At 58.0% G+C, this 20,703-nt stretch carries 21 protein-coding genes and 1 tRNA gene; 12 read left to right on the top strand and 10 right to left on the bottom strand.

What is annotated here, in order from left to right; translation table 11 throughout:
• From ACRZ95_RS20435 to ACRZ95_RS20415, 5 genes are all read left to right on the top strand, one after another.
• On the top strand, positions 1 to 261 hold a 261-nt coding region (locus tag ACRZ95_RS20435), incomplete at its 5' end, for a hypothetical protein (RefSeq protein WP_480555497.1).
• Positions 262 to 431: 170 nt separating this feature from the next.
• The gene (locus ACRZ95_RS20430) at positions 432 to 1,178 is read left to right on the top strand and encodes a 5-oxoprolinase subunit B family protein (RefSeq protein ID WP_170678959.1); all 747 of its coding nucleotides are present in this window, start codon (positions 432 to 434) and stop codon (positions 1,176 to 1,178) included.
• On the top strand, positions 1,178 to 2,176 hold the full coding sequence (locus ACRZ95_RS20425) for a 5-oxoprolinase subunit C family protein (RefSeq protein ID WP_170678957.1): 999 nt from the start codon (positions 1,178 to 1,180) through the stop codon (positions 2,174 to 2,176). Before ACRZ95_RS20430 ends, ACRZ95_RS20425 begins: the two co-directional genes overlap by 1 nt.
• Before the next feature lie 12 nt (positions 2,177 to 2,188).
• The gene (locus ACRZ95_RS20420; protein ID WP_170678955.1) at positions 2,189 to 2,950 is read left to right on the top strand and encodes a 5-oxoprolinase subunit PxpA; all 762 of its coding nucleotides are present in this window, start codon (positions 2,189 to 2,191) and stop codon (positions 2,948 to 2,950) included.
• Between the two features lie 158 nt (positions 2,951 to 3,108).
• Positions 3,109 to 4,356, top strand: a complete 1,248-nt coding sequence (locus tag ACRZ95_RS20415) for a hypothetical protein (protein WP_170678953.1) — start codon at positions 3,109 to 3,111, stop codon at positions 4,354 to 4,356.
• A gap of 68 nt (positions 4,357 to 4,424) precedes the next feature.
• Here the strand turns inward: ACRZ95_RS20415 and ACRZ95_RS20410 are convergent, their stop codons facing one another.
• Together ACRZ95_RS20410 and ACRZ95_RS20405 are read right to left on the bottom strand one after the other, a co-directional pair.
• Positions 4,425 to 5,816 carry a D-alanyl-D-alanine carboxypeptidase family protein gene (locus ACRZ95_RS20410; RefSeq protein ID WP_170678952.1) on the bottom strand — a complete coding sequence of 464 codons (1,392 nt, stop codon included), beginning with the start codon at positions 5,814 to 5,816 and terminating at the stop codon, positions 4,425 to 4,427.
• A gap of 280 nt (positions 5,817 to 6,096) precedes the next feature.
• Positions 6,097 to 6,798 carry an HAD family hydrolase gene (locus tag ACRZ95_RS20405; protein WP_170678950.1) on the bottom strand — a complete coding sequence of 234 codons (702 nt, stop codon included), beginning with the start codon at positions 6,796 to 6,798 and terminating at the stop codon, positions 6,097 to 6,099.
• 93 nt (positions 6,799 to 6,891) lie between these two features.
• Between ACRZ95_RS20405 and clpS the strand changes: the two genes are divergently transcribed.
• The 4 genes from clpS to hemF are packed head-to-tail and all read left to right on the top strand — an operon-like array spanning position 6,892 to position 9,949.
• The gene (clpS, locus tag ACRZ95_RS20400) at positions 6,892 to 7,233 is read left to right on the top strand and encodes an ATP-dependent Clp protease adapter ClpS (RefSeq protein ID WP_170378718.1); all 342 of its coding nucleotides are present in this window, start codon (positions 6,892 to 6,894) and stop codon (positions 7,231 to 7,233) included.
• Between the two features lie 27 nt (positions 7,234 to 7,260).
• Positions 7,261 to 8,226: a class I SAM-dependent methyltransferase gene (locus ACRZ95_RS20395; RefSeq protein ID WP_170678948.1), complete on the top strand. Its 966-nt coding sequence runs from the start codon at positions 7,261 to 7,263 to the stop codon at positions 8,224 to 8,226.
• A 35-nt stretch (positions 8,227 to 8,261) separates the two neighbouring features.
• Positions 8,262 to 9,062, top strand: a complete 801-nt coding sequence (locus ACRZ95_RS20390) for an SDR family oxidoreductase (RefSeq protein WP_170678946.1) — start codon at positions 8,262 to 8,264, stop codon at positions 9,060 to 9,062.
• A gap of 2 nt (positions 9,063 to 9,064) precedes the next feature.
• The gene (gene hemF, locus ACRZ95_RS20385) at positions 9,065 to 9,949 is read left to right on the top strand and encodes an oxygen-dependent coproporphyrinogen oxidase (protein ID WP_170678944.1); all 885 of its coding nucleotides are present in this window, start codon (positions 9,065 to 9,067) and stop codon (positions 9,947 to 9,949) included.
• A gap of 3 nt (positions 9,950 to 9,952) precedes the next feature.
• Here the strand turns inward: hemF and ACRZ95_RS20380 are convergent, their stop codons facing one another.
• Entirely contained in the window at positions 9,953 to 10,363 is a 411-nt protein-coding gene (locus ACRZ95_RS20380; protein ID WP_419740374.1) for a hypothetical protein, read from the bottom strand.
• Positions 10,364 to 10,522: 159 nt separating this feature from the next.
• On the opposite strand from ACRZ95_RS20380, the gene ACRZ95_RS20375 reads away from it, so the two are divergent.
• Both ACRZ95_RS20375 and ACRZ95_RS20370 read left to right on the top strand, forming a co-directional pair.
• A complete protein-coding gene (locus ACRZ95_RS20375; protein ID WP_170678942.1) occupies positions 10,523 to 11,035 on the top strand; it encodes a toxin-activating lysine-acyltransferase in 513 nt (170 codons plus the stop codon).
• Between the two features lies 1 nt (position 11,036).
• The gene (locus tag ACRZ95_RS20370; RefSeq protein WP_170678940.1) at positions 11,037 to 11,930 is read left to right on the top strand and encodes a Hint domain-containing protein; all 894 of its coding nucleotides are present in this window, start codon (positions 11,037 to 11,039) and stop codon (positions 11,928 to 11,930) included.
• A 2-nt stretch (positions 11,931 to 11,932) separates the two neighbouring features.
• On the opposite strand, the gene modC is transcribed toward ACRZ95_RS20370, so the two are convergent.
• Genes modC through modA form a run of 3 tightly spaced genes read right to left on the bottom strand, consistent with a single transcriptional unit; the run spans position 11,933 to position 14,507 of the window.
• On the bottom strand, positions 11,933 to 13,033 hold the full coding sequence (gene modC, locus ACRZ95_RS20365) for a molybdenum ABC transporter ATP-binding protein (RefSeq protein ID WP_170678938.1): 1,101 nt from the start codon (positions 13,031 to 13,033) through the stop codon (positions 11,933 to 11,935).
• Entirely contained in the window at positions 13,030 to 13,722 is a 693-nt protein-coding gene (gene modB, locus ACRZ95_RS20360; RefSeq protein ID WP_170484723.1) for a molybdate ABC transporter permease subunit, read from the bottom strand. Before modB ends, modC begins: the two co-directional genes overlap by 4 nt.
• Positions 13,723 to 13,727: 5 nt before the next feature.
• Positions 13,728 to 14,507: a molybdate ABC transporter substrate-binding protein gene (modA, locus tag ACRZ95_RS20355; protein ID WP_170678982.1), complete on the bottom strand. Its 780-nt coding sequence runs from the start codon at positions 14,505 to 14,507 to the stop codon at positions 13,728 to 13,730.
• Between the two features lie 214 nt (positions 14,508 to 14,721).
• Here modA and ACRZ95_RS20350 point away from each other — a divergent pair.
• Positions 14,722 to 14,797, top strand: a tRNA-Val gene (locus ACRZ95_RS20350).
• A 465-nt stretch (positions 14,798 to 15,262) separates the two neighbouring features.
• Here the strand turns inward: ACRZ95_RS20350 and ACRZ95_RS20345 are convergent.
• The 4 genes from ACRZ95_RS20345 to ACRZ95_RS20330 all read right to left on the bottom strand — a co-directional run bounded on the left by ACRZ95_RS20345 (position 15,263) and on the right by ACRZ95_RS20330 (position 20,579).
• Positions 15,263 to 17,146 (bottom strand): amidohydrolase family protein, encoded by a 1,884-nt coding sequence (locus ACRZ95_RS20345; RefSeq protein ID WP_170678936.1) that lies wholly within the window; start codon positions 17,144 to 17,146, stop codon positions 15,263 to 15,265.
• A 69-nt stretch (positions 17,147 to 17,215) separates the two neighbouring features.
• Positions 17,216 to 18,394: a carbohydrate porin gene (locus tag ACRZ95_RS20340; RefSeq protein WP_170678934.1), complete on the bottom strand. Its 1,179-nt coding sequence runs from the start codon at positions 18,392 to 18,394 to the stop codon at positions 17,216 to 17,218.
• On the bottom strand, positions 18,391 to 19,155 hold the full coding sequence (locus ACRZ95_RS20335; protein WP_170678932.1) for a DUF3299 domain-containing protein: 765 nt from the start codon (positions 19,153 to 19,155) through the stop codon (positions 18,391 to 18,393). The genes ACRZ95_RS20340 and ACRZ95_RS20335 overlap by 4 nt, the downstream gene beginning before the upstream one ends.
• 26 nt (positions 19,156 to 19,181) lie before the next feature.
• Positions 19,182 to 20,579 carry an amidohydrolase family protein gene (locus ACRZ95_RS20330; protein ID WP_170678930.1) on the bottom strand — a complete coding sequence of 466 codons (1,398 nt, stop codon included), beginning with the start codon at positions 20,577 to 20,579 and terminating at the stop codon, positions 19,182 to 19,184.
• Positions 20,580 to 20,703: the final 124 nt, after the last annotated feature.

The raw sequence follows: 20,703 nt of genomic DNA, 5'->3' as shown, positions 1-20,703 counted from the left end.
GCGTCCCCGCCGCCTCAGCAGCGCCCCAGCGCCTCAGCAGCGCCGGTGAAGGGGGTTCTAAGGTTTACCCCACAAAGCCGCAAGTGGAAAATTACATATCGGCGCATTTTTTTGCGACTTCTAATTTATAAGTTTAAAATCAATGATTTAACTAATGCTTTCAAGCGCCAAGACAGCAGGATACAGGCACGTCATCCAAGGAACACCATAGCCCGACCAGAACCCCACAATGGCAAACCACAACATTTTGGGCCAAGTTAACCCACGGATACAATAAAGCCCGACTCGCGCCCGCGAGTCGAATCCGGTGACAGGCTTCAAAAACTCCGCTTTGCGCGTCGGTGTGGATCACTCTTTCCTCTACTTGCGCATTTCATTCGGATGCGGTCTGGTTCCCGAATGACAAGACACGATCCAATCTCGGCCCACCCATGACTGAAGGTCTTTCCTACCCACTGGTACGCACCGTCGGGCTCGACGGGGCTTTGGTGACATTTGCAGACAAGATGGATGAGGCCGCAAACCGCGCGGCCTTGGCGTTTCGGGCGCAGGTGGACAGCTTAGCGGCGCGCGGGATTATAGAGACATCAGCCTCTCTGGGATCTGCATATCTGCGCTTTGACCCTCAGGTGGTTTCACATCTCGAGATCACAAGTCACCTGAAGCAGATCCTGAACCAGCAGGACTGGTATAGTGCCCCTCTACCAAGCGGACGAAGAGTATGGCGGGTGCCGACCGTATATGGCACGGATCTTGCCCCACAGCTGGAGGATGCCGCGCGTGTTGCCGGGCTGGCCCCGGCCGAGGCTGTCCGGCGGCTCAGTCAGACACAAGTGCGGGTGCTGACCATCGGTTTTGCACCGGGGCAACCCTATCTCGGGCCGTTGGGACCCGAGTTCAATATACCGCGCCTGCAGGAGCTGACGCCCATGGTGCCCGAGGGAGCACTCGTCCTCGCGATCTCGCAATTTGTGCTGTTCTCCGGCCCGACTCCGACCGGATGGAGGCATGTTGGCCAAACGGCGTTCCGGTGCTTTCAGCCCGACAAGGATCAAGCGTTTACCCTGCGGCCCGGTGATGAGCTACAGTTCACCTCTGTCTCGCGTGAAGAACTTGAGACAATCCGCGCCAACAATGATGACGGCCTTGGTGGCGCAACCTGCCAGGAGATCGCCTGATGACTCTGTTGGTTCACCGAATTGGACCGGCTTGTACGGTTCAGGATCAGGGGCGCATCGGTTATTTGGATCAGGGCTTGTCACGTTCCGGGGCGGCGGATTTGCTGGCGCTGCATGAGGGCGCGGCGTTGCTTGGCCAAAGCCCCGATCTGTCCGCGCTGGAGATGGCAGGCATGGGCGGCACGTTCGAGGCGACGCAACGCACAAGGATCGCTCTGACTGGTGCGGCGATGCAGGCAAGTGTCGACGGATCACCGATCGTCTGGAACGCGTCCCATGTTCTTGAGCAAGGGCAAACGCTGACGATCGGTGCGACCATTCAGGGCAACTACGGCTATCTGCATTTGGAGGGCGGCATTGAGACCGAGCTGTTCCTCGGCTCGCGCGCGACGCATCTGACGGCAAAGATCGGTCGCGCCGTTGCGGTGGGTGATTTGTTGCCCGCCGGGAATACTGCGGGCGATGGCAGAATGAAGCTGTCCCCTTCGGGCCGGTTCAACGGCGGCACCCTTCGCGTCGTCGCCAGCTTTCAAACCGCGTTGTTCGATAATGAAACGCTGGATCGCTTTGCACAGACAGAGTTCACGCGTGGCGCGCGAGCCAACCGTATGGGGATGCAGCTGGAAAGCAACGGGCCGGGTTTTGCGGCCAAAGATCAGCTCAATATCGTGTCCGAGGTGATCACTCCCGGCGACATTCAGATGACTGGCACCGGCAACCCTTTCATTCTGCTGCCCGAATGCCAGACGACCGGAGGCTACCCCCGAATAGCGACCGTCTTACCCTGCGACATGTCCAAGGCTGCTCAGACCCCGGCGGGCGGGACGGTTCGGTTTGAATTCGTGACTCTGGAACAGGCTGTAGAGATTGATGCTGCGTTTCGAGCGGATCTTGCGCGCCTTCCGAGCCGTGTTGAGCCTCTGGTCCGCGACCCTCATGACATCCCGGACCTGTTGTCCTACCAATTGATCGGCGGAGTGATCTCTGCCACCGACTAAGGAGACTATCTGATGCCGCGCGTGGATCTGAACGCCGATATGGGCGAGAGCTTTGGCACCTGGAAGATGGGCGATGACGAAAGCCTGCTGAAGATCATTACATCCGCCAACATCGCCTGCGGGTTTCATGCAGGTGACTGGGACGTGATGGCTAAGACCATGACACTGGCCGCTGAGAATGATGTGGGCATCGGGGCACATCCCGGCTTTCCTGACCTACAGGGATTCGGGCGGCGCAATATGAAAGTGCCCCATGGCAGCCTGCGCAATCTGGTGCGCTATCAGCTGGGCGCGGCTTTGGGTATGGCCGCAGCCACTGGCACAAAGGTGCGGCATCTGAAACTGCACGGCGCTTTGGCCAATATGTGTTCGGTCGACCTCGACATGGCGCGCGCCTGTTACCAAGGTGCGCTGGATGTCGATCCTGATATCATCATCATGGTGCTGGCGGTCACCAAGCAGGAAGACGCCGTACGAGAGCTTGGCTGCAAATGGGTGGGCGAGATCTTCGCTGACCGGGCATACTATGACGATGGCACTTTGGTGGATCGCAGCCTGCCCGGCGCGGTGATCCACGACCCCGAGCTTGCAGGCCCACGCATCCTGAACATGGTGCGCGAAGGGGCCATCATCACCGAATCCGGCAAACGGCTGGAGACGTCCATCGACACGATCTGCCTGCATGGGGACGGCGCAACTGCCGTGCAGATCGCCCGGTCGGTCCGGGAAAACCTGATCGAGGGCGGGGTCGAGGTGACAAAGTTCACCCGATAGACATCAGCCCGTAATCCTGGGCCCATATCCTATGGCTGTTGCCTGAATTCGGTTGAGCGCATAGCATGCCCGCAAGTGCATGTTCTGAATACCGTATTTCTAGCAACGCTATTGGCTGGCCCCGCGCTCGCCGCCAGATGCCCGGCAAGGAGGCGTACATGTCTTTCGATCTGATGTCTTACACACCCCGAGGTGACAAAAAGAACTCGGACTTCTTTCACGAATACCTGCCAATGATCTACGAGCGCAGGACCAGCTCGGGTGTCGCGGATCAGGTCGGGCCGATGCGCGCGATCGTCATCCAGGTCGAATCCACGGCGCTGTTCGATACGATGGTCGAGCTTTATGTGATGACGCCCTACCGCCACTCGGCTAGCTATCTGGGGCAGACACACAAGTTCGCAGTCCTGCATTCGCATCCCGACTATCCAGCACTGATCCTGATGGCCCCGTTGAGCGACAGTTTCGAGGACTTCATACCCCGCATCAACCGGATGTACCCTCTGGCCCGCCCCACCCCACAAACGCGGTATGTGGGTGAGGTCTTTGCCGCCTGCGATCTGAAAGAGCTTAGCAAAACTCTGGAAGAGCAGAACATCCGGTTTGAATATGCAGGTGATACGGAAAACCCGTTCTACACACTGGATGGCTTTCGCTTTACCACGCCCTCGGATTTCACCTGCAACCGCGCGGGCTATTCCACCCTAGATTTCAACGACCCCGACAGTCTGGGCCTTGGTGACCGTGTACTGCTGAGCGATACTGAGAAAGCTCGGTTGCAAGAGGCCACAGCTTTTGGCACGGATTCGAATATTGCGCCGCTGATGCTGGGGATCGACCACCTCGCCACGCGGGTTCTGGCCGGAGAGCGCGAGGACGCGATCCTCGAGTTTCTGACGATGGTGCCCTATTATTTCTGGGGGGCGTACAACATCTTCGACATGAACTCGTCTACCAATGTGAATCGCAACGCCAATGTGGATGACGACAAGAAATCCCCGGCCAAGGTGTTTACGGCAAACAACACGCCGTCCTTCGTGAACTCATTTGCCAAACTGCCAATGCCGACCGAGGATTTCGTGCGCAACTTCGGCCGCCGCCTGCATCACATGGCGGTCGAGATTCAGGATGGCGACCACAGCGCGGGCGAAAAGAACGTGGATTTCGTCGTCAATACGCTCAAAGACAAGGGTGTTCCGTTCCTCGCCCATGTGGTGGGGGAATGCAAAGACGATCCCAACCTGAAACAGATCTTCTCGAAACACTCAAAGAATACGCTGCTGATCACCGAATACATCGAACGGTGCCACCAGTACGACGGGTTCTTCACCAAAGACAACGTCGCCGCGCTGACAGCCGCCGCCGGGCAGGATGAGCAGTACGAACACGGCCATGTCTTCGATTGACCGTAGCGCATAAAAAAGGGCTGCGAAAAACCGCAGCCCAGACCCATCAGGAGAGTATATGTCGGGTCTTATGATGGCCCGATCATGAAACAGGTGACATTGCGCGCCTGAAGGCGGCGGCATGCCAGATCGGCCTGTTCACGGGTCATGCCCTGGAACGTGGCCTCGAACCCTTTAGAGCTTTGATTGACCTTGCGCAGCGTGCCGTCTAGCGCTGTCATCTCGGAAAGGGCAGTTTTCAGCAGCACCTTCTCGGCCTCATAGCGCGTGGTGTAGCGGCCAACATTCACGCCCCACAGATGCCCGCCCGAGGTGGACAGCCGCGTGACGACCTCTTGTTCCGGCTCCGGTTGCTCGGCCGGTTGGGTCGAGGCCAGCACCAGATTGTCGGGCCGCAAGGCCGGACGTGTATCCGAGCTTTCGACCGGAGGCGCCGTCGGCGCGATATCCGCCTGTGCAATGGCCGCAGCGATCCCGTCCTTGATGCGGTCGCGGTTTTCATCGGCGGCGTCAACAACAGCACTGGCCACCTGAACCGACGCGGATGGACGCATCGCCGGGCGCAGGCTGGTCTTGGGTGCGCCGGTCAAACGGGCAACCTGCGTGCCGCCCAAACCGGCATTGCCCGCATAAGCCGGGCGCGCAGGGCGGCGGATCGGGGCGCGCGACGGGGCGCGGCGGAAACCAAGATCCAGCAGCTCAGCCACTTTGGCGTTCCGAGAAGCACCCGATTTGCCGCCAAAGACCGTTGCGATGATGCGCTCGTCCTTGCGCTTGGCCGAGGCCACAAGGTTGAACCCGGCCGCGCGGGTATAGCCCGTCTTGATCCCGTCTGCGCCTTTATACGCGGCCAACAGGCGGCGGTTCGTGTTGGGAACCGTCTTGATCCCGGCATTTGTCGATTGGCGCGAGAACAGGTTGTAATACTGCGGGTAGTCATAGAGCAGATGCCGCCCCAGCGTGGTCATGTCACGCGCGGTCGACATATGCCCCGATTCCGTCAGGCCATGCGCGTTCTTAAAGGTTGTGCGGCTCATCCCCATCGCCTTGGCGGTACGCGTCATGCGGCGGGCAAAGGCGGCCTCGGACCCGCTGATCGCAATCCCGATAGCCGTTGCGGCATCATTGGCCGATTTCACCGCCGCCGCGCGGATCAGGTAGCGGAACGCAATCGTCTGTCCCGAACGCAGGCCCAGCTTCGACGGCGGTTCAGCCGCTGCCGCCCGCGTAATGCGAACCTGCGTATCCAGCGTGATCTCTCCGTTCCGTACCGCTTCGAACGCGATATAAAGGGTCATCATCTTTGTCAGTGAGGCCGGGTGCAAGCGGGTATCAGCGTTGCGCGAGTGCAAAACCTCGCCCGTTCGCGCGTCGATCACCATCGCCGCGTAGGGCGCGGCCAAGGCTTTAGGCGGCGCGAAAGAAAGCACCAACATAAACGCTGTGAGGAATACGCCCATCCGGGCCGGGACTGTCCACCGACTCTGCACGATCTTTGCCTCTGTCTGCCTCGTTCCGCCGGGTTTTCCCGGTCGGATGAAATTTATTGATTATCGCTAAGGCTAACACAGGACCCCGGCAAAATAAACCAAAAGCTGGGGTTTTCCCGGCATCATGAGGGGCACGAACACCTTCTATATATAGGCGAAGCCCCTATACCGACCCACCAGATGAGCGATGATGACGGGAACAAGGCAAAGGTTGCGCGGTTTTTTCCGGAACTGCGGCCGAACGGCAACATCAGCCTAGGGCGCGCACCAGATCCGAAAGTCCGCCTAGATCCGAAAGCTCTCGGAATCGGGGATGGTCAGAGGGTGTTTCGGCGTGCTCGACCTCCCACACCAGCCCATGCGGGACATGAACGCCCCAGCACCCGGCGGCAATCGGCGCCACCACATCCGACCGCATTGAGTTGCCCACCATCATCGCGCTCAAAGGCCCCTCGCCATGCTGCTCAAAAATCGTCCGATAGGTCTCGGCTGTCTTTTCCGAGACGATCTCGACCCCGTCGAACAAATCCCCCAACCCCGATTGCGCCAGCTTACGCTCCTGATCAATCAGGTCGCCCTTGGTGATCAGAATAACGCGATGGTTCTCGGCCACGCCCTCGACCGCCTCGCGCGCATGGGGTAGAAGTTCGATGGGATGGGCCAGCATCTCTTGCCCCGCGTCGATCAACTGACGGATGACCGAGGCTGGAACCCGGTCTTCGGTCACATCAATCGCCGTTTCGATCATCGACAGGACAAAGCCTTTGATTCCATAGCCATAGTGCTGGATGTTCCGCTTTTCGGCGGCCAAAAGACGTTCCATAAGGTGGTCGCGTTCGGCGTGGTCTGCCAGCAATTGGGCGAAATGAGCCTGTGTCAGTTGGAAAAAACGCTCGTTATGCCACAGCGTGTCATCCGCATCGAAGGCGATTGTGGTCAGTTTACTGTCCATTCCGAAAGGGTCCGCTGCCTCTTTATTCTGACGGCGTCAACGTTATATAAGCCCTCAGATAAACCCAATGCCTGAATCGGACAGTTGCGCGCGATGCTGGAAAACCCCTGGATGATGTCTGACAAATCAGATGACGACGGCGACTCGTCCGTCCTGCTGCAGACGCGACCCAAAACCAAGCGCCCTCCACTGTATAAAGTGCTTTTACTGAACGATGACTACACCCCGATGGAGTTTGTCGTTCACGTGTTGGAGCGCTTTTTCGGCATGACCCACGCGCAGGCGTTCGAGATCATGCTGACCGTGCATAAAAAGGGCGTCGCGGTAGTTGGTGTGTTCAGCCACGAGATTGCCGAGACCAAAGTGGGCCAGGTGATGGATTTCGCACGTCGGCATCAGCATCCGCTGCAATGCACGATGGAACGCGAAGAATAACGCAGGCCGGGCCGCCCGGAATTAAACATGTCCCCTCGTCTTGATCTTGCCCTGAACAGCGGTTTGACCCTGTCGCAACCGCTGGTGGTGATCGGCCCGTCCCCCGAAGAGGATCTGTCAGCCTTGCCGCGCGAGGCTCAGGTGATTCAGCCGTTCAAACCTTACCACGATCATTTCGCTGGTCAGGGCTTTGCCACCAAACCGAAGCTTGACGCCGCTTGCAGCGATGCGCTGGTGTTCTTGCCGCGTGCCAAGGCGCTGGCCCGATCGCTGATCCAACAAGCGTGCAGCCATGCGAGCGGGACAATCGTGGTTGATGGCGCCAAAACCAACGGTGTCGACAGCATTCTAAAAGACATCCGCAAGCGTGTTGCCATCGAAGGCCCTATTTCCAAGGCCCATGGCAAGATCTTCTGGTTTCAGGCCGACGCCGAAGCCTTTACCGATTGGGCAGCACCCGAGAAGCAAAGCGTGGATGGTTACGTGACCGCTCCGGGTGTGTTTTCTGCCGATGGGATCGACCCGGCCTCGGCCCTTCTGGCACAGTCCTTGCCGGACAAGATTGGCCCCCGCGTGGCTGATTTGGGCGCAGGTTGGGGGTATCTGTCGGCGGGTCTGCTGCAGAGTGACCGCCTCAAAGCCCTTCATCTGGTTGAGGCGGATCACGCCGCGCTGACATGCGCGCAAGCAAACGTCCCCGATGCGCGTGCTCAGTTTCACTGGGCGGATGCGGTGACCTGGACCGCACCCGAGCCGATCGACACCGTCATCATGAACCCGCCCTTTCATACCTCGCGCAGTGCCGACCCGGCGCTGGGGCAAGGCTTCATCAAGTCCGCCGCGAAGAACCTGACCCGCAACGGCACCCTGTGGATGGTTGCCAACCGCCACCTGCCCTATGAGGCAACACTGGCCGAATCCTTCGCCCAAGTTCAGGAAGTAGCCGGCGACAATCGGTTCAAGGTGTTTCAAGCCTCTCGCCCCCGGGCCTAAGCCCGGCTAACCTGCCCCAAATCAGGAGGATTCGGATGTCCTTTTCCATAGCTGGCAAGACAGCGATTGTAACCGGCGGGGCCAACGGGATTGGGTTGGCCATCGGGCGGCATTTTGCAGATGCCGGGGCCAATGTCGTCTTTGCAGATATGGATGAAAAACGGCTGGCCGAGGAATTGGGTGAGCAGGCCGACGATAGCAACATCCGCTATTTCGCCGGTGATTTGCGCGAAAAGCTGACCATCGCCAACCTGCTTTCGGCCACGCTGGATGCGTTCGATCAGGTCGACATTCTGATCAACGGCGCGCGTCAGGTGATCCCGTCTGACCCGCTGGACCCCGATGACGACTCGGTCCGGACCTTGCTGAACCAGAACCTGATGCCCGCCTTGCGCCTCAGCCAATTGGTAGCCAAGCGGATGATCAAACAATCCGGCGAGGATGAGGAAAACCCGGCGGGCTCCATCATCAACCTGTCCTCGATCGCAGCGCGGCGCACCCATCCGGACCTGATGGCCTATTCCGTCTCGACCGCAGCTTTGGATCAAATGACCCGCTCGCTGGCGGTTGCACTGGCCCCCAATCGTATCCGCGTGAACTCGATAGCGCTGGGGTCGGTGATGAGCGCATCGCTGCAATCGACGCTGAAAGAAAACCGCGATTTCCGCGACGACATCGAGAAACACACCCCTCTGGCCCGGATCGCGGCCCCGACCGAGCTGACGGAAACAGCGCAGTTTCTGGCCTCGGACGCAGCAGGGTTTATCACTGGCCAGATCCTAACAATTGACGGCGGCCGCACCTTGCTAGACCCCGTTGCAGCCCCGGCGCATTGACCATGTTTGATACCGAAAAGACCACCGCCTCAGCCTGGTTCCGCCAATTGCGCGACGATATCGTTGCTGCTTTTGAAGCGCTGGAGGACAGCCACGACACCGGTCCGTTTGCTGACGCAACTCCCGGTCGTTTCGAAGTAAAAGAAACCAAACGCCAGTCCGAGGACGGCTCGGACGCGGGCGGCGGGCTGATGTCTGTGATGCGGAGCGGGCGCGTGTTCGAAAAGGTCGGCGTCAATGTCTCGACCGTCTACGGCACGTTGGGCGAACGCGCACAACAGGCCATGGCGGCACGAAAGGGCATCCCCGGCATGACCGAGGACCCTCGGTTCTGGGCCTCCGGCATTTCTCTGGTCGCCCACATGCAAAACCCACATGCCCCCGCCGTTCACATGAACACGCGCATGTTCTGGACACCACATGCCTGGTGGTTCGGCGGCGGGTCAGACCTGAACCCTTGCATCGAATATGACGACGATACCGCCCACTTCCACGCGACCCAGAAGGCGCATCTGGACCCGCACGGACCAAGCCACTATCCGCGCCTTAAGGACTGGGCGGATGAGTATTTCTACATCCCCCACCGCAAACGCGCGCGCGGTGTTGGTGGTATCTTCATGGATGACTACTGCACCGATGACTGGCAGGCGGATTTCGCCCTGACGCAGGACATCGGAAAAGCCTTTCTGCCCGCGTTCCTGCCGTTGGTCGAAAAACGCCGGGTCCAGAGCTTTTCAGACGCGGACAAAGACACTCAGCTGGTGCATCGGGGCCTCTATGCCGAGTATAATCTTGTGTATGACCGCGGCACCAAGTTCGGGCTTGAGACAGGCCACGATCCGGATGCGGTGCTGATGAGCTTGCCGCCCATGGCGAAATGGGTCTGAGGCTTAGAACCCAAAATCCATGAAGTTGTCAAAGCAATAGGCTTGCGCAGAGGTCGCCGACATATTCTCTCCGACCTTTCTGACCGTGATCGAATAGCCTGGATCGGTATCTGCGCCCGGAGGCGGCGTCAGCGAAAATTGCACAGTGCGCACGCCCGGCTCATAGGCTCGGTAGATATAAATTCGCGTTGGGCCGGGTACGCCCAGCGTACGTATCGCGAAATCGCCGATCCCGCACCAGTAGTTCACTGGCGCCGATGATCCGATGGCCTTGACCTCATAGATGCCACCCTCCAACGGCGTTATCTGGGTCCGGTTTTGTGGCCCCACACGAACACCGAAGCCGACAGCCTGTGCAAGTTGGGGTGCGAAAACAAAGGCTGAGACCGCAATGAGCTTGGCAACACGCATCATCTTAACATCCTGAAATAAACTCTGTCCCATGAGAGTAACACAATTGGAGGTTGGGTCGAGAGGGGGTCGGCAACAGACCGCAAACACATCAAAATACCTATATGCAACTGACGAGTCGACGCATATCATCATGATATTTATTGCAAGTCTGGTGTCCCTGTGAGCCAAACATTTCCAAAGGACTGGTTTGATCTCTCGCCTGAGAAATACGCCGATTTCGGGGCAATGTTCTACTTGGCGGGCCTGACCCCAACGCATCAGAGACGCAGTTTGGCGCAGGTTCTCTATGCCTTTGAAACGCCGTTGCGGCTGGGGCAGTATCACATCTTCCGCCAGAACGGCTTTCCCCGAGGGTTCGTAACCTTTGCCGGCCTCAGCCGTGAGGCTGAAAATAGATATGCCATTCAGGAAAAGCCCCTGAAGGATGCGGATTTCACTAGCGGGTCCTCGTTCTGGATCGTCGATCTGGTTGCGCCGTTCGGGCAGACGAATGAAATTGTCGACATTCTCAAGGCAGAAATACCACACCCCCGCGTCCGAACGAACCGTCTGGTTGGTGACATGGGCCAGAACCGGATCGTAGAATGGGGCCGTGATGCCGCGGGCGAGGTCCATATGAAGCTCTATCGTAAGAAGGATTTCAAACGCCTGCTGGAACAAGGCGAGGGCTAGCATGGTCTCGGTTCCGGTCACGGGTGATTTGACAGGAGATGTCACTGGCTCACCGCCAAACGTTGCCACCGGGCAGGTCATTCTTGGCACTACCCCGGGAACGTTTGATGTCGACAATTGGGCAATCGCGACCCCTCCGGCCAATGGGACAGCTACGATAGACGCGGATACCGGCGAATGGACCTATACGGTCGATCCCACGTTCTTTGACAGCCTCGACTTTAACCAGATTGCGACCGACACGTTCGTCATTCAGGGGTCCGATGGGATTTTCGTTGGTCAGGCGACCATCACCATTTCCATTCAGGGCGTCTGCTTCACCGCCGGAACGTTGATCGAAACCGGAACCGGACCAGACCTCGTCGAGGCCCTGACAGTCGGCGATCTGGTCCAGACCAAAGATCACGGGCTGCAGCCTATTCGGTGGATTGAAGCCAGCCCGATCCCACCCGAGCGATTGCGTCGTGACCCTGATCTGCGGCCCGTGCGTATCCTGCGCGGCAGCCTTGGGCCCGACATACCCTCGCGCGATCTTCTGGTGTCGCAGCAACATCGCGTCCTGATTCAAGGACCGAAAGTCGAGCTGCTGTTTGGCGCCGCCGAGGTTCTGGTCGCCGCAAAACACCTGTGTTCATGGCCGGGTATCTTCGTCGACACCTCAGACCAGCCGGTCGAATACCTGCATATCCTGCTGGATCAGCATGAGATTCTGACCGCCGAAGGCGCATTGGCAGAGAGCCTGTTTCTGGGCGACGAAGCGTTGCATTCCCTGTCCTCGGACGGGCTGCAGGAGCTGGCCTCGATCTTTCCCGATCGCACCCCGGATAAATCCACCGGCTTCGGACGCGCTGCTCGTATGATCCTGCGCGAGCATGAGGCCCGTGCCTTGGCCTGACTCTAACCTGTCGGGCCGATCCGCCCGCCCACATCCTGCGGCGCCAATGCAACCGTCTTGATCACCGCATAGCATCGCACGCCCGGTTGCAAACCAAGCCCCGCGACGGAACGGCGGGTGATCCGCGCCAGAACGATACCTGCCGAAGTATCCATCGAGATAATCGCACCCGGCCCGTCCCCGGCGCGGATCGTCTCGACCGTGCCCGCCAGAACGTTCAAGGCCGACAGCCCCGCAGGGGGTTGGTTGGACAAGATCACCTCTTGCGCGGGGATACGAATGCGAAGCTCTGCGCCGATCTGATGCGGGATACGCGGCAAAAACAGAGACTCTCCACCCGCGTCCAACTCGGTCAAACCGTCCTCGTGATGCGCCCGCACACGCACCTGCAGCACCGCGCCAACCGCGCGCACACCTGCAGGTGTCACGGACGGATCGGCCAGCACTTCAGAGGCTGGGCCATGGCGCGCCACCTTGCCATCCTGCAGTGCAACAACCGAGGTCGCCAAACGTGCGACCTCGGCCGCGGAATGCGTGACATAGAGAATTGGAACTGAGACCTCATCCCGAAGACGCTCAAAGTAAGGCAGGATTTCGGCCTTGCGGCCTTCGTCCAACGCAGCCAGAGGTTCGTCGGCCAGAATTAGGCGTGGGCTGGCTAGCAAGGCGCGTCCGATCGCGACCCGCTGCTTCTCCCCCCCGGACAAACCAGCCGGACGGCGGTCGAGCAGATGACCGATGCCTAGCATCTCAATCACTTTGTCTGGGTCTTCACGATTTGCAGACCGAGGTGCAAACCAGCGCCCGAAAGACAGGTTCTGTCGCACGGTCAGGTGAGGGAACAGACGTCCTTCCTGAAAGATATAGCCGAGCCTGCGTTTGTGCGGCGGCAGCCAAAGCTTGGTGTCCGTGTCGAAAAGGACCCAATCGTCCACGGCGACGCGCCCGGCCTCGGGTCGCAACAGACCCGCCACGGCATTCACCACCGTAGTCTTGCCCGACCCCGAACGCCCGAATAGAACCGTCACTCCAGGCGGAGCCTCAAAGCTGAGGTCCAGATCCAGCCCCGCAAGGCTGTGGCGCAGACGAACAGACAGGCTCATGACCCGGCCACCCGCGCCGCCGCACGGCGCCCGACGTATTCTGACAACAATAACGCCCCCATCGCGATGATGATCGAGATGACGACCAACCGGGTCGCCGCTGCCTCGCCCCCCGGCACCTGCAGGAAGGCGTAGACGGCTGATGGCAGTGTTTGAGTCTGGCCCGGAATGTTCGAGACAAAGGTGATTGTAGCCCCGAATTCGCCCATCGCCTTGGCAAAGGCCAGAATGGCACCCGCGATGACCCCCGGCAGGATCATCGGCAATGTCACCGTCGCAAACACCCAAGGGCGCGAGGCTCCCAGCGTAGCCCCAGCCTGTTCAAGCCGAGGGTCAACGGCCTCGATTGACAGACGGATGGCTCGCACCATCAAAGGGAACGCCATAATCCCAGCCGCCATTGCAGCACCGGTCCATCGAAAGGCAACAACGATCCCGAACTCGGCCAATATGCGCCCGATAGGACCCTGAATGCCGAAAGTCAGCAGCAGAAGGTAGCCGGTGACCACAGGTGGTAGGATCAGGGGCAAATGCACCAGACCATTCAGCACCTGCCGCCCCGGAAAGCGCCAGCGCGCCAAAGCATAAGCTACGAATATCCCAAAGGGCAAAGTCGCCAGCGTTGCCCAGAACGACACACGCAGGGACAATTTCAACGCCTCAATCTCGGCAGGGCCCAACCAATCCATAAGGCTCACCGTTCAGGCAGAGAGAACCCCTGCCCCTTGAACACATCTGACGCGAGTTCGCTCTGGAGAAAGGTCAGAAAATCCTGCGCCTCTGGCTTGGCAAAGGACGTCTCGGCGACCGGGTAAATGATAGGCGGGTGACTGTCCTCTGGGAAGCTGCCAACAATACTAACCCGCGCGTCAGCCTGAGCGTCCGTCCGGTAGACAATGCCCATCGGTGCCGCCCCGGTCGCGACCAAAGCCAGTGCCGCTCGCACATTGTCGGTTTGCGCGACCTGACGCTGCACCGCGTCCCACAGGCCAAGACCCTGCAACGCAGCCTTTCCGTAGATTCCTGCGGGGACGGCATCGAACAATGCCATGGCAAGAAACCCGCCTTCAAGCTGTTCGGACAGATCATAGGTCGCCGAGACCTCGCCAATATGCGTCTGGGGTGCGGCTCCGATCAGAACCATCCCATTGCCCAAGAGGGCGACTCGGGTTTCGGGTTTGATCACGCCATCCTGCTGCAACACATCCATCCAATCCTCATTCGCGGAAATGAACAGGTCAGCCGGAGCGCCTTGCTGCAACTGACGCGCAAGAACCGAGGACGCGGCATATGAAATCGTGACATCGTTGCCGGTTTCGCGCTGATACGCGGTCGAAACCTCGTCCAAAGCAGTCTTCAGACTGGCCGCCGCAAACACCAAAATCCCATCTGCCCCGGCCCGAAGCGGAGCCAGCAAAAACGCGCCAAGCGCCAGCGCTGCCACAAGAAAACGGCAAGGGGAGTGTCGGGCCATGTCCTCTCCGGCCTGAGGGGTTTCGGTCCCTTCTGGGGATATCGGAGGCAACAGGCCCCGCGCAAGCGCCTTTCCGACTTTGCCTTCAATCGGGTGTGCAGTGATGCCTTTGGCGGTACAGACAGCCATAGCTGACGCGCCACCCGAAGAAAGGTAAGAAATTCGCGCAAACCCTCTTGCACCCGCCCTCAGGCTTGGCTACATGCACCGTCACGGGTGATTAGCTCAGTTGGTAGAGCGCTTCGTTTACACCGAAGATGTCGGGAGTTCGAGTCTCTCATCACCCACCATCCTTTCCCCACAAAGTATCAAGTTCTTACGCGACTAGCACCTATTGTTGTACTGCGCATGAAACGATGTCGGCTGGGCCTCCGCTTCTGTTATACGGAAAAGATGTCCACGATACAGGAGCTTTGGGCGACGGCAAAATTCGTAAACGAACTATCAGCAATTGGCAGACGACTTTGCGGAAGGGCGTTCGATCTCGACCCAAATCGTTACTAGAGCGTTCTGATGCGGCGAACTGGCCGCGAGAGACTGAGTTGCGCGCGAAGGAGTTTCGTCCCTGGAGTCAAGCAAAGCGGTTTTTTTTGGCTTCGGCGCGGCATTTGACACATTAGGCTCAGAGTGGTCATTCGATCCGGTCTTACGAACGGCTGCCTTGCGGGAAAAGCTGCCGTAACCTGACTGGTTGATGATGATCGATCTCAGCCTAAAGTAGGCTTTCATTTTTCACTGCTCCAAGACTCTACGTATTAGTTTGCTCTGCGTTGTTCCGACTGATTAGGCCTAGGCCCTCCCATTTTTGACATCATGGCCTTCGCATAGTCGCGTTTTGCCTGCGCAGGGTCCTCGAAGCGAGCATGCACGACGCAAAAGAAAAGGGCACCGTCATCTAGACCGTTGCGAGGCGTAAACCAATCAAACGGGTCGGTTGGCTTTACCGATGCAAATTGGTTGGTTGATGGCGCGGCGGGTACAATATTGGCTTCATTGTCTGTGATATCGTCAAGCAGTGTCGGACGTGCCGTGCCAGTATCCGGTGTGAGGATACCCATGATCTGCTCGCGACCAGCCGGAACAAAACGCCCGCTTTCCTCGATTGGAAACCGGATCGGCTGCCCTGCATAAACATCCCGCTGCACTTCGCTGTTCCGGACAACAATAGTTCCATTAACCAGCACATACGGAATGCCTTCTGACGGCAGACCTTGCTGACCAAGAGTATAGTTCGCCTTTTCGGTCACAGTCTCCGGATCAAAAATCGTTATATCCGCGACCATGCCTTCTTGCATACGCCCACGCACCTGCATTGCGCGCAACCCTGTGTCACCTAGCCGCTTCGCATGTATGTAACTCAACTGAGTGAGTGTGAGCATCAGCGGTACATTCGCTTCGCGAGCCAGTCTCAAGACAAGCGCGTGACTGCCTGCGGACCGAGGGTGCCCGGCATAGTCTTCGTAGGGGGCATCCCAACTCATCAAGTTGCCCTCGATATCCAACCCGGCCATACCGTCGCCCGAGATGCCATAGCCCACGATGGTGATCCAATCATTCAACCATTGCTCTCTTGGCGGGCTGAAAACAATGGCCGTCCGTCCCGGTTCATTCTCGGCGAAGCTCAAGAATTCGTCTTTGGTTACGAAGCGATCAAGCTGGGGGTCAAAGATAGTGTCTTCGTATTTGTACCCCATCGACCCTTCCCAGTTTTCGGGGGCGATGATCGAAGCGCCGTAGTTTCCCGATCCGGCGGTCCAAGGATAGTAGCTGGACCAGACGTTGTAGCCTTGGTCGCGGGCCATCTGGAGCTTTTCCTGATTTTCCCACCACCCATAATCATTGTCGTGGTGAATGTGCAGCGGCGCGTCGAGCACCATCGCATTGACCAGGATTTCGTTAACGCCGGTCTGTGTTTCGGTGGGCGTCGAAGCACTGGGATGAAACCGGTGGTGCACCGAAGTTAGACGGCCATAGCGCGCTGCGGCCCGCTGTGCCTCGAACATCTCATAGGTTGTGATGCCTTCGCGGGCGTAGCCGATGGTCGATCCCACGCCGAGTGCTCCGAGACGAAGCCCCTCATCCAGTTGGGCGGTGATTTCGTTCATCTGCTCGCGGTTGCTTGGAACCGACGACCACCCCTCGACACCGTCTTCCACGGATTGTGCCCGAAGTGCGAAAAAGTTCCGGAAGTCTATATCCCCACCTTCCAGCACAAGGCCGTCATGCACCCGCATCCGTGCGAATTCTTGTCCAACGACTGTGCCGTAGTTCGCCTGCGTCACGCCTTGGCGCGCAGCGTACCATTCGTCGATATTCGCGGCTCCGACCTCAAAATCCATTTGAGTAGTAACACCATCGCGAAGGTTGACCTTGATACCCCAAGGATCCAGCCCGTGTTGTTCAAGGTCGCTAAACCCGGGGGCCACAACATACCCTGTCGCGTCGATGGCTTCGCTGCCGTCAATATCTTCGTCGGTAATCGCAGTGATCCAGCCATTGCTTATTCCAACGTTGGCGATCTGATCGAACCCGGTTTCCGGATCCATTACCCGACCGTTGAGGATCACCACGTCGTAAGTTTGCGCGACGCAGAAAGTGGAAAACACGGACAACGTGCCAGCCAGAAACAGGGTACGCATGGATAGATCCTCCCTTTGATCAGCAGAATTGCATGTTTCGACGCTTTTGACGTCTGCTTTCGCCCCACATCAGAAAACGATCCGGGTTCGCAGGCCGAACAGCGTAATGCTATCCTGACCTGGGTTCAGTAGCGGGTTTGAAATGTACTGCAGGGACGGCGTGATCTGCAGCCCGGGTGAGATTGAAAACCGGTAGAAGGCTTCGAGCGTAAACTGGTCGCCATCTATGCCTCGGGCCTCGGCCCAGTTCAGGCCCAGACCGGCCAGATCGGTATTGCGACCATAGTAGCCCACACCGGCAGAAACCGATCGGTCATACAGCGCTGCGGTCCCTTTTGAGGCCCCTGCCCGAAAGAACGGCATCCACTTATTGTCAACAAACCATGCGGCAGAAAACGCAGCGCCGTAGTCTTCCGCCCGGCTGCCATCTTCGGCCGCATCCGCATGCCAGAGGGTCAGATGGAGATTGTCGAAATAAATGCGATCAAAGCCGGATGTGTACCCAAGTTCGAGTGATTTGAAGAGATTGCCATCGCTGAACACATCAAAGTTTGGATCAGACGGATCGGCATTTGCGTCTGCAACGCTCGCTACAGCGTAGAAATTTCCGCTCAGCTTGATCCCACCGGCAATACCAAGACCAGGGTTGGGTGCGTTGAGTGTCGGGTTGGTGTTGAAGGACAGGTTTTGGAAACCACTATAGGGGCTTACCAACCCATAGATATCTACAAAGTCCGTTACATCAATCTGACCGAATTGCAGCGTCCACGAACCGTTTTCGGCCCTTTGGGTCCAGAACAGATTGGTCAACAGCAGACCGCTATCGTTGAAGGCTGTCCCGGTGATCGAAAGCGCTCCGCCATCCAGCCCAAGGAACTGCGGGGCGACATCGGAATAGCTATGCCGGTCTTCGATCTTGAATGTGAGAGACCCCCGTTCAGTCGCCTGCCAACTCCCGTAGAAACGTGCAATTCCGCTGGCCGCTTCGCCGGTTCCCAGATCAGCATTCGTGGTTTGGCCCAGCGCCAAGTAATCAATATTGAACCGAAACCCACCCTCAGCCAGCCGGTCTTTCCACCCAAACCAACCCGGTGCGATGTTACGTGGAAAATCGGAACGGTATTGTGGGTCGGTCAGCCCATCTCCGGGGATAAGATCAGCTTCGACCGACGAAGGCCCGGACAGTCCTTGCGCCGAGGCAGCGCCAGCGACAGCAATACTCAGTGTAGCGGCCAGAAGTCTTATCATTCAGACGCCCTTGCCCCACCGGTCTTGCGATTGCCCGCCGCGCGGATGCGATCAGCGGCGCGTTGCTTCCATTCCAGCCTGTCCGCCTTGGTTTCGAGCGTTTCGACACGTTCTGTTTCCAACTGGAAAGTCGCGTTCATTGGCATCTGGCCATCCACAACCATCATATTCTGAACAGACGGATCGATGGTCAGCATGCCCGTCAGCCGAACGGGTTCATGAAAATAGCTGGGCGCCCAGTCCCCGTTCAACCGCACACGGATCATCTGGTTGGGCGGAGGGGGAGGCATGTGACTGCACATCCCGCGTTCCGGAACCAAATACGCCACAGCCCGACCGTCCGGATCATTCGGAGCAGGAATGGCGAAACCAGCCAGTGTGATTGTTTGACCATCGAATTGCGGATTTCCGTTTGTCCCCGCCTTTCTCCGACGTTCCATCACAACTTCGCGCTGATCGAGCAGCCAGTCGATATCAATTCCATCAGCAGCCAAGGCATCCTCAGTCTCGGTCAAAAGTACTTGCCACTTTTGCCGCTCTTCTTCGCTGCCACCATCCTGCTGCAGCCTGCCGCGCAATCGAACGACGTAAAGAACATCGTCGAATTGTTCAGGGCTGAGCTCGCGATAGGGGTCTTCGAAGACCTGCGCAGATGGGTCTGGCAGGTCGGCCCAATCTAATGCGGTTTCAGGCGCCGCCAGCGCAGAATGCCCACACCAAAATAACCCTGCGAATACTACCCAGCGAAACCAATGGTGCATAAATACTCTCCGACTGTTTAGACAGGTCAATCCAGTGTGTTTTTATAGATGACGCCGTCCTTCATGATCAGTCGGATCGTATCTGGACTTTCTGGCCTCGGATCGGCACCGAACCACTGATCACCTGTGCCAACAACCGAGAAGTCTTCAAGTGGATTACCGTCGATTAGCAGGATATCCGCATAAGCTCCTTCTTCGATCACACCCAGTTTGCCTTCCGGATAGGGGTTCATGAAATCACCGCTAAGTGCCGCGATCTCGCCACCTACCGAAGTTAGGGTTACCATCGACGCATAGGGGCCGAAGAAATGGTTATTCAGATGTTTCTCGTAGGCGATCTGGATGTTGCACGCTTCGACCGAGCCGACGCAATCGGTTTGGAAACCGCGCGGCGCCGGGCATTCCTTCATACTTGGAATGTAGGCTTCGAAGGTCGCCGAGGCCGATTTGGCCTTCCTCAAACTGTTGGGGTTGTTTTTCACGGAAGGAACATCAAGTAGGCCTGGATCAAATGCTGTGATGTTCGTCGTGATGTACGCTCCTTTTTCTTTCATCAAAGCAGAAATCTCGCAGTCAAAGTGAAATCCGTGTTCAATGGTTCTGACCCCTGCATTCAGGGCATTGATGATCGCTTCTTTGCGGTAGGAATGTGCCATGACATAGGTGCCGTACTCGTTGGCAACCTGAACAGCGGCCTCGATCTCTTCTTTCGAACCGGCGAGCAACTGCCATGGATCGAATGCCGAAATCACCCCACCTGATTGCATGAACTTCAATTGCGTGGCACCCATGCGCAGGTTGTTGCGGCCATACATGTAAATTTCGTCAACACCGTTGACCTGTTGGGCCATATTCAGAGTCCCAAAGTTGGTCACCCCACCCGGCGGAGATGTGAAGGATGCGAAATCGGCGTGACCACCACGTGTTCCGAGAAATGCCCCGGAAGGATAAAAGCGGGGGCCGACGATCTGGCCGGCGTCAATTGCGCGCCGCAGCCCGCCGCCAGCGCCCCCGGCATCGCGAACGGTCGTGAAGCCCTGCATCAGGTACATTTCGGCCATCCGGGTCCCGTGGATGGCGAAATCCTCCCAGGTCGAGTTGGTTTCCATCTCGGCAATCGATGGCCCCATGAGCATCAGGTGCGCGTGATTCTCTATAAAGCCCGGTGTCAGAGTGCGCCCACCGCCGTCGATAACCGTCGCGCTCGGCGCATCAATGGCATCGGTTGAGACGGACTTGATCAGATTGCCCTCGACCAGAACACTGGCATTTTCAATGCGTTGCTCATTCACACCGTCGAAGACATGCACGTTGGTAAACAGCGTTTGGGGTTCTTCTTGATCCTGAGCCTGCGCGGTCGCCGAAAAAGAAAGAACTGCCGCGACAATTGCCGTCGAGCAAAGAGACATTCGTAAGCCGGACATAAGTACTCCCTTCATATTCATGTTTTGCCAACTATAGTCTGGAATTCATTGGCTCGGTTGCCCCTTTTGAATTAGGATGTACGAATGTGACTACAAAAATGGCCACTGATCACAGCATTTGATC

Source organism: Ruegeria sp. AI3 (genome assembly GCF_056541245.1).
The sequence above is the reverse complement of the archived record's forward strand: the minus strand, read 5'-3'. Positions and strand labels throughout refer to the sequence as shown.

Bases quoted from the DNA above. Each gene is read 5' to 3' on its own strand.
- clpS (WP_170378718.1), top strand. From the start codon at position 6,892: ATGCTGGAAAACCCCTGGATGATGTCTGACAAATCAGATGACGACGGC.
- modB (WP_170484723.1), bottom strand. From the start codon at position 13,722: ATGGATTGGTTGGGCCCTGCCGAGATTGAGGCGTTGAAATTGTCCCTG.
- ACRZ95_RS20340 (WP_170678934.1), bottom strand. From the start codon at position 18,394: ATGATAAGACTTCTGGCCGCTACACTGAGTATTGCTGTCGCTGGCGCT.
- hemF (WP_170678944.1), top strand. From the start codon at position 9,065: ATGTTTGATACCGAAAAGACCACCGCCTCAGCCTGGTTCCGCCAATTG.
- ACRZ95_RS20430 (WP_170678959.1), top strand. From the start codon at position 432: ATGACTGAAGGTCTTTCCTACCCACTGGTACGCACCGTCGGGCTCGAC.
- ACRZ95_RS20335 (WP_170678932.1), bottom strand. From the start codon at position 19,155: ATGCACCATTGGTTTCGCTGGGTAGTATTCGCAGGGTTATTTTGGTGT.
- ACRZ95_RS20425 (WP_170678957.1), top strand. From the start codon at position 1,178: ATGACTCTGTTGGTTCACCGAATTGGACCGGCTTGTACGGTTCAGGAT.
- ACRZ95_RS20420 (WP_170678955.1), top strand. From the start codon at position 2,189: ATGCCGCGCGTGGATCTGAACGCCGATATGGGCGAGAGCTTTGGCACC.
- ACRZ95_RS20415 (WP_170678953.1), top strand. From the start codon at position 3,109: ATGTCTTTCGATCTGATGTCTTACACACCCCGAGGTGACAAAAAGAAC.
- ACRZ95_RS20370 (WP_170678940.1), top strand. From the start codon at position 11,037: ATGGTCTCGGTTCCGGTCACGGGTGATTTGACAGGAGATGTCACTGGC.
- ACRZ95_RS20405 (WP_170678950.1), bottom strand. From the start codon at position 6,798: ATGGACAGTAAACTGACCACAATCGCCTTCGATGCGGATGACACGCTG.
- ACRZ95_RS20395 (WP_170678948.1), top strand. From the start codon at position 7,261: ATGTCCCCTCGTCTTGATCTTGCCCTGAACAGCGGTTTGACCCTGTCG.
- ACRZ95_RS20390 (WP_170678946.1), top strand. From the start codon at position 8,262: ATGTCCTTTTCCATAGCTGGCAAGACAGCGATTGTAACCGGCGGGGCC.
- modC (WP_170678938.1), bottom strand. From the start codon at position 13,033: ATGAGCCTGTCTGTTCGTCTGCGCCACAGCCTTGCGGGGCTGGATCTG.
- ACRZ95_RS20410 (WP_170678952.1), bottom strand. From the start codon at position 5,816: ATGGGCGTATTCCTCACAGCGTTTATGTTGGTGCTTTCTTTCGCGCCG.
- ACRZ95_RS20380 (WP_419740374.1), bottom strand. From the start codon at position 10,363: ATGATGCGTGTTGCCAAGCTCATTGCGGTCTCAGCCTTTGTTTTCGCA.
- ACRZ95_RS20345 (WP_170678936.1), bottom strand. From the start codon at position 17,146: ATGCGTACCCTGTTTCTGGCTGGCACGTTGTCCGTGTTTTCCACTTTC.
- modA (WP_170678982.1), bottom strand. From the start codon at position 14,507: ATGGCCCGACACTCCCCTTGCCGTTTTCTTGTGGCAGCGCTGGCGCTT.
- ACRZ95_RS20330 (WP_170678930.1), bottom strand. From the start codon at position 20,579: ATGTCCGGCTTACGAATGTCTCTTTGCTCGACGGCAATTGTCGCGGCA.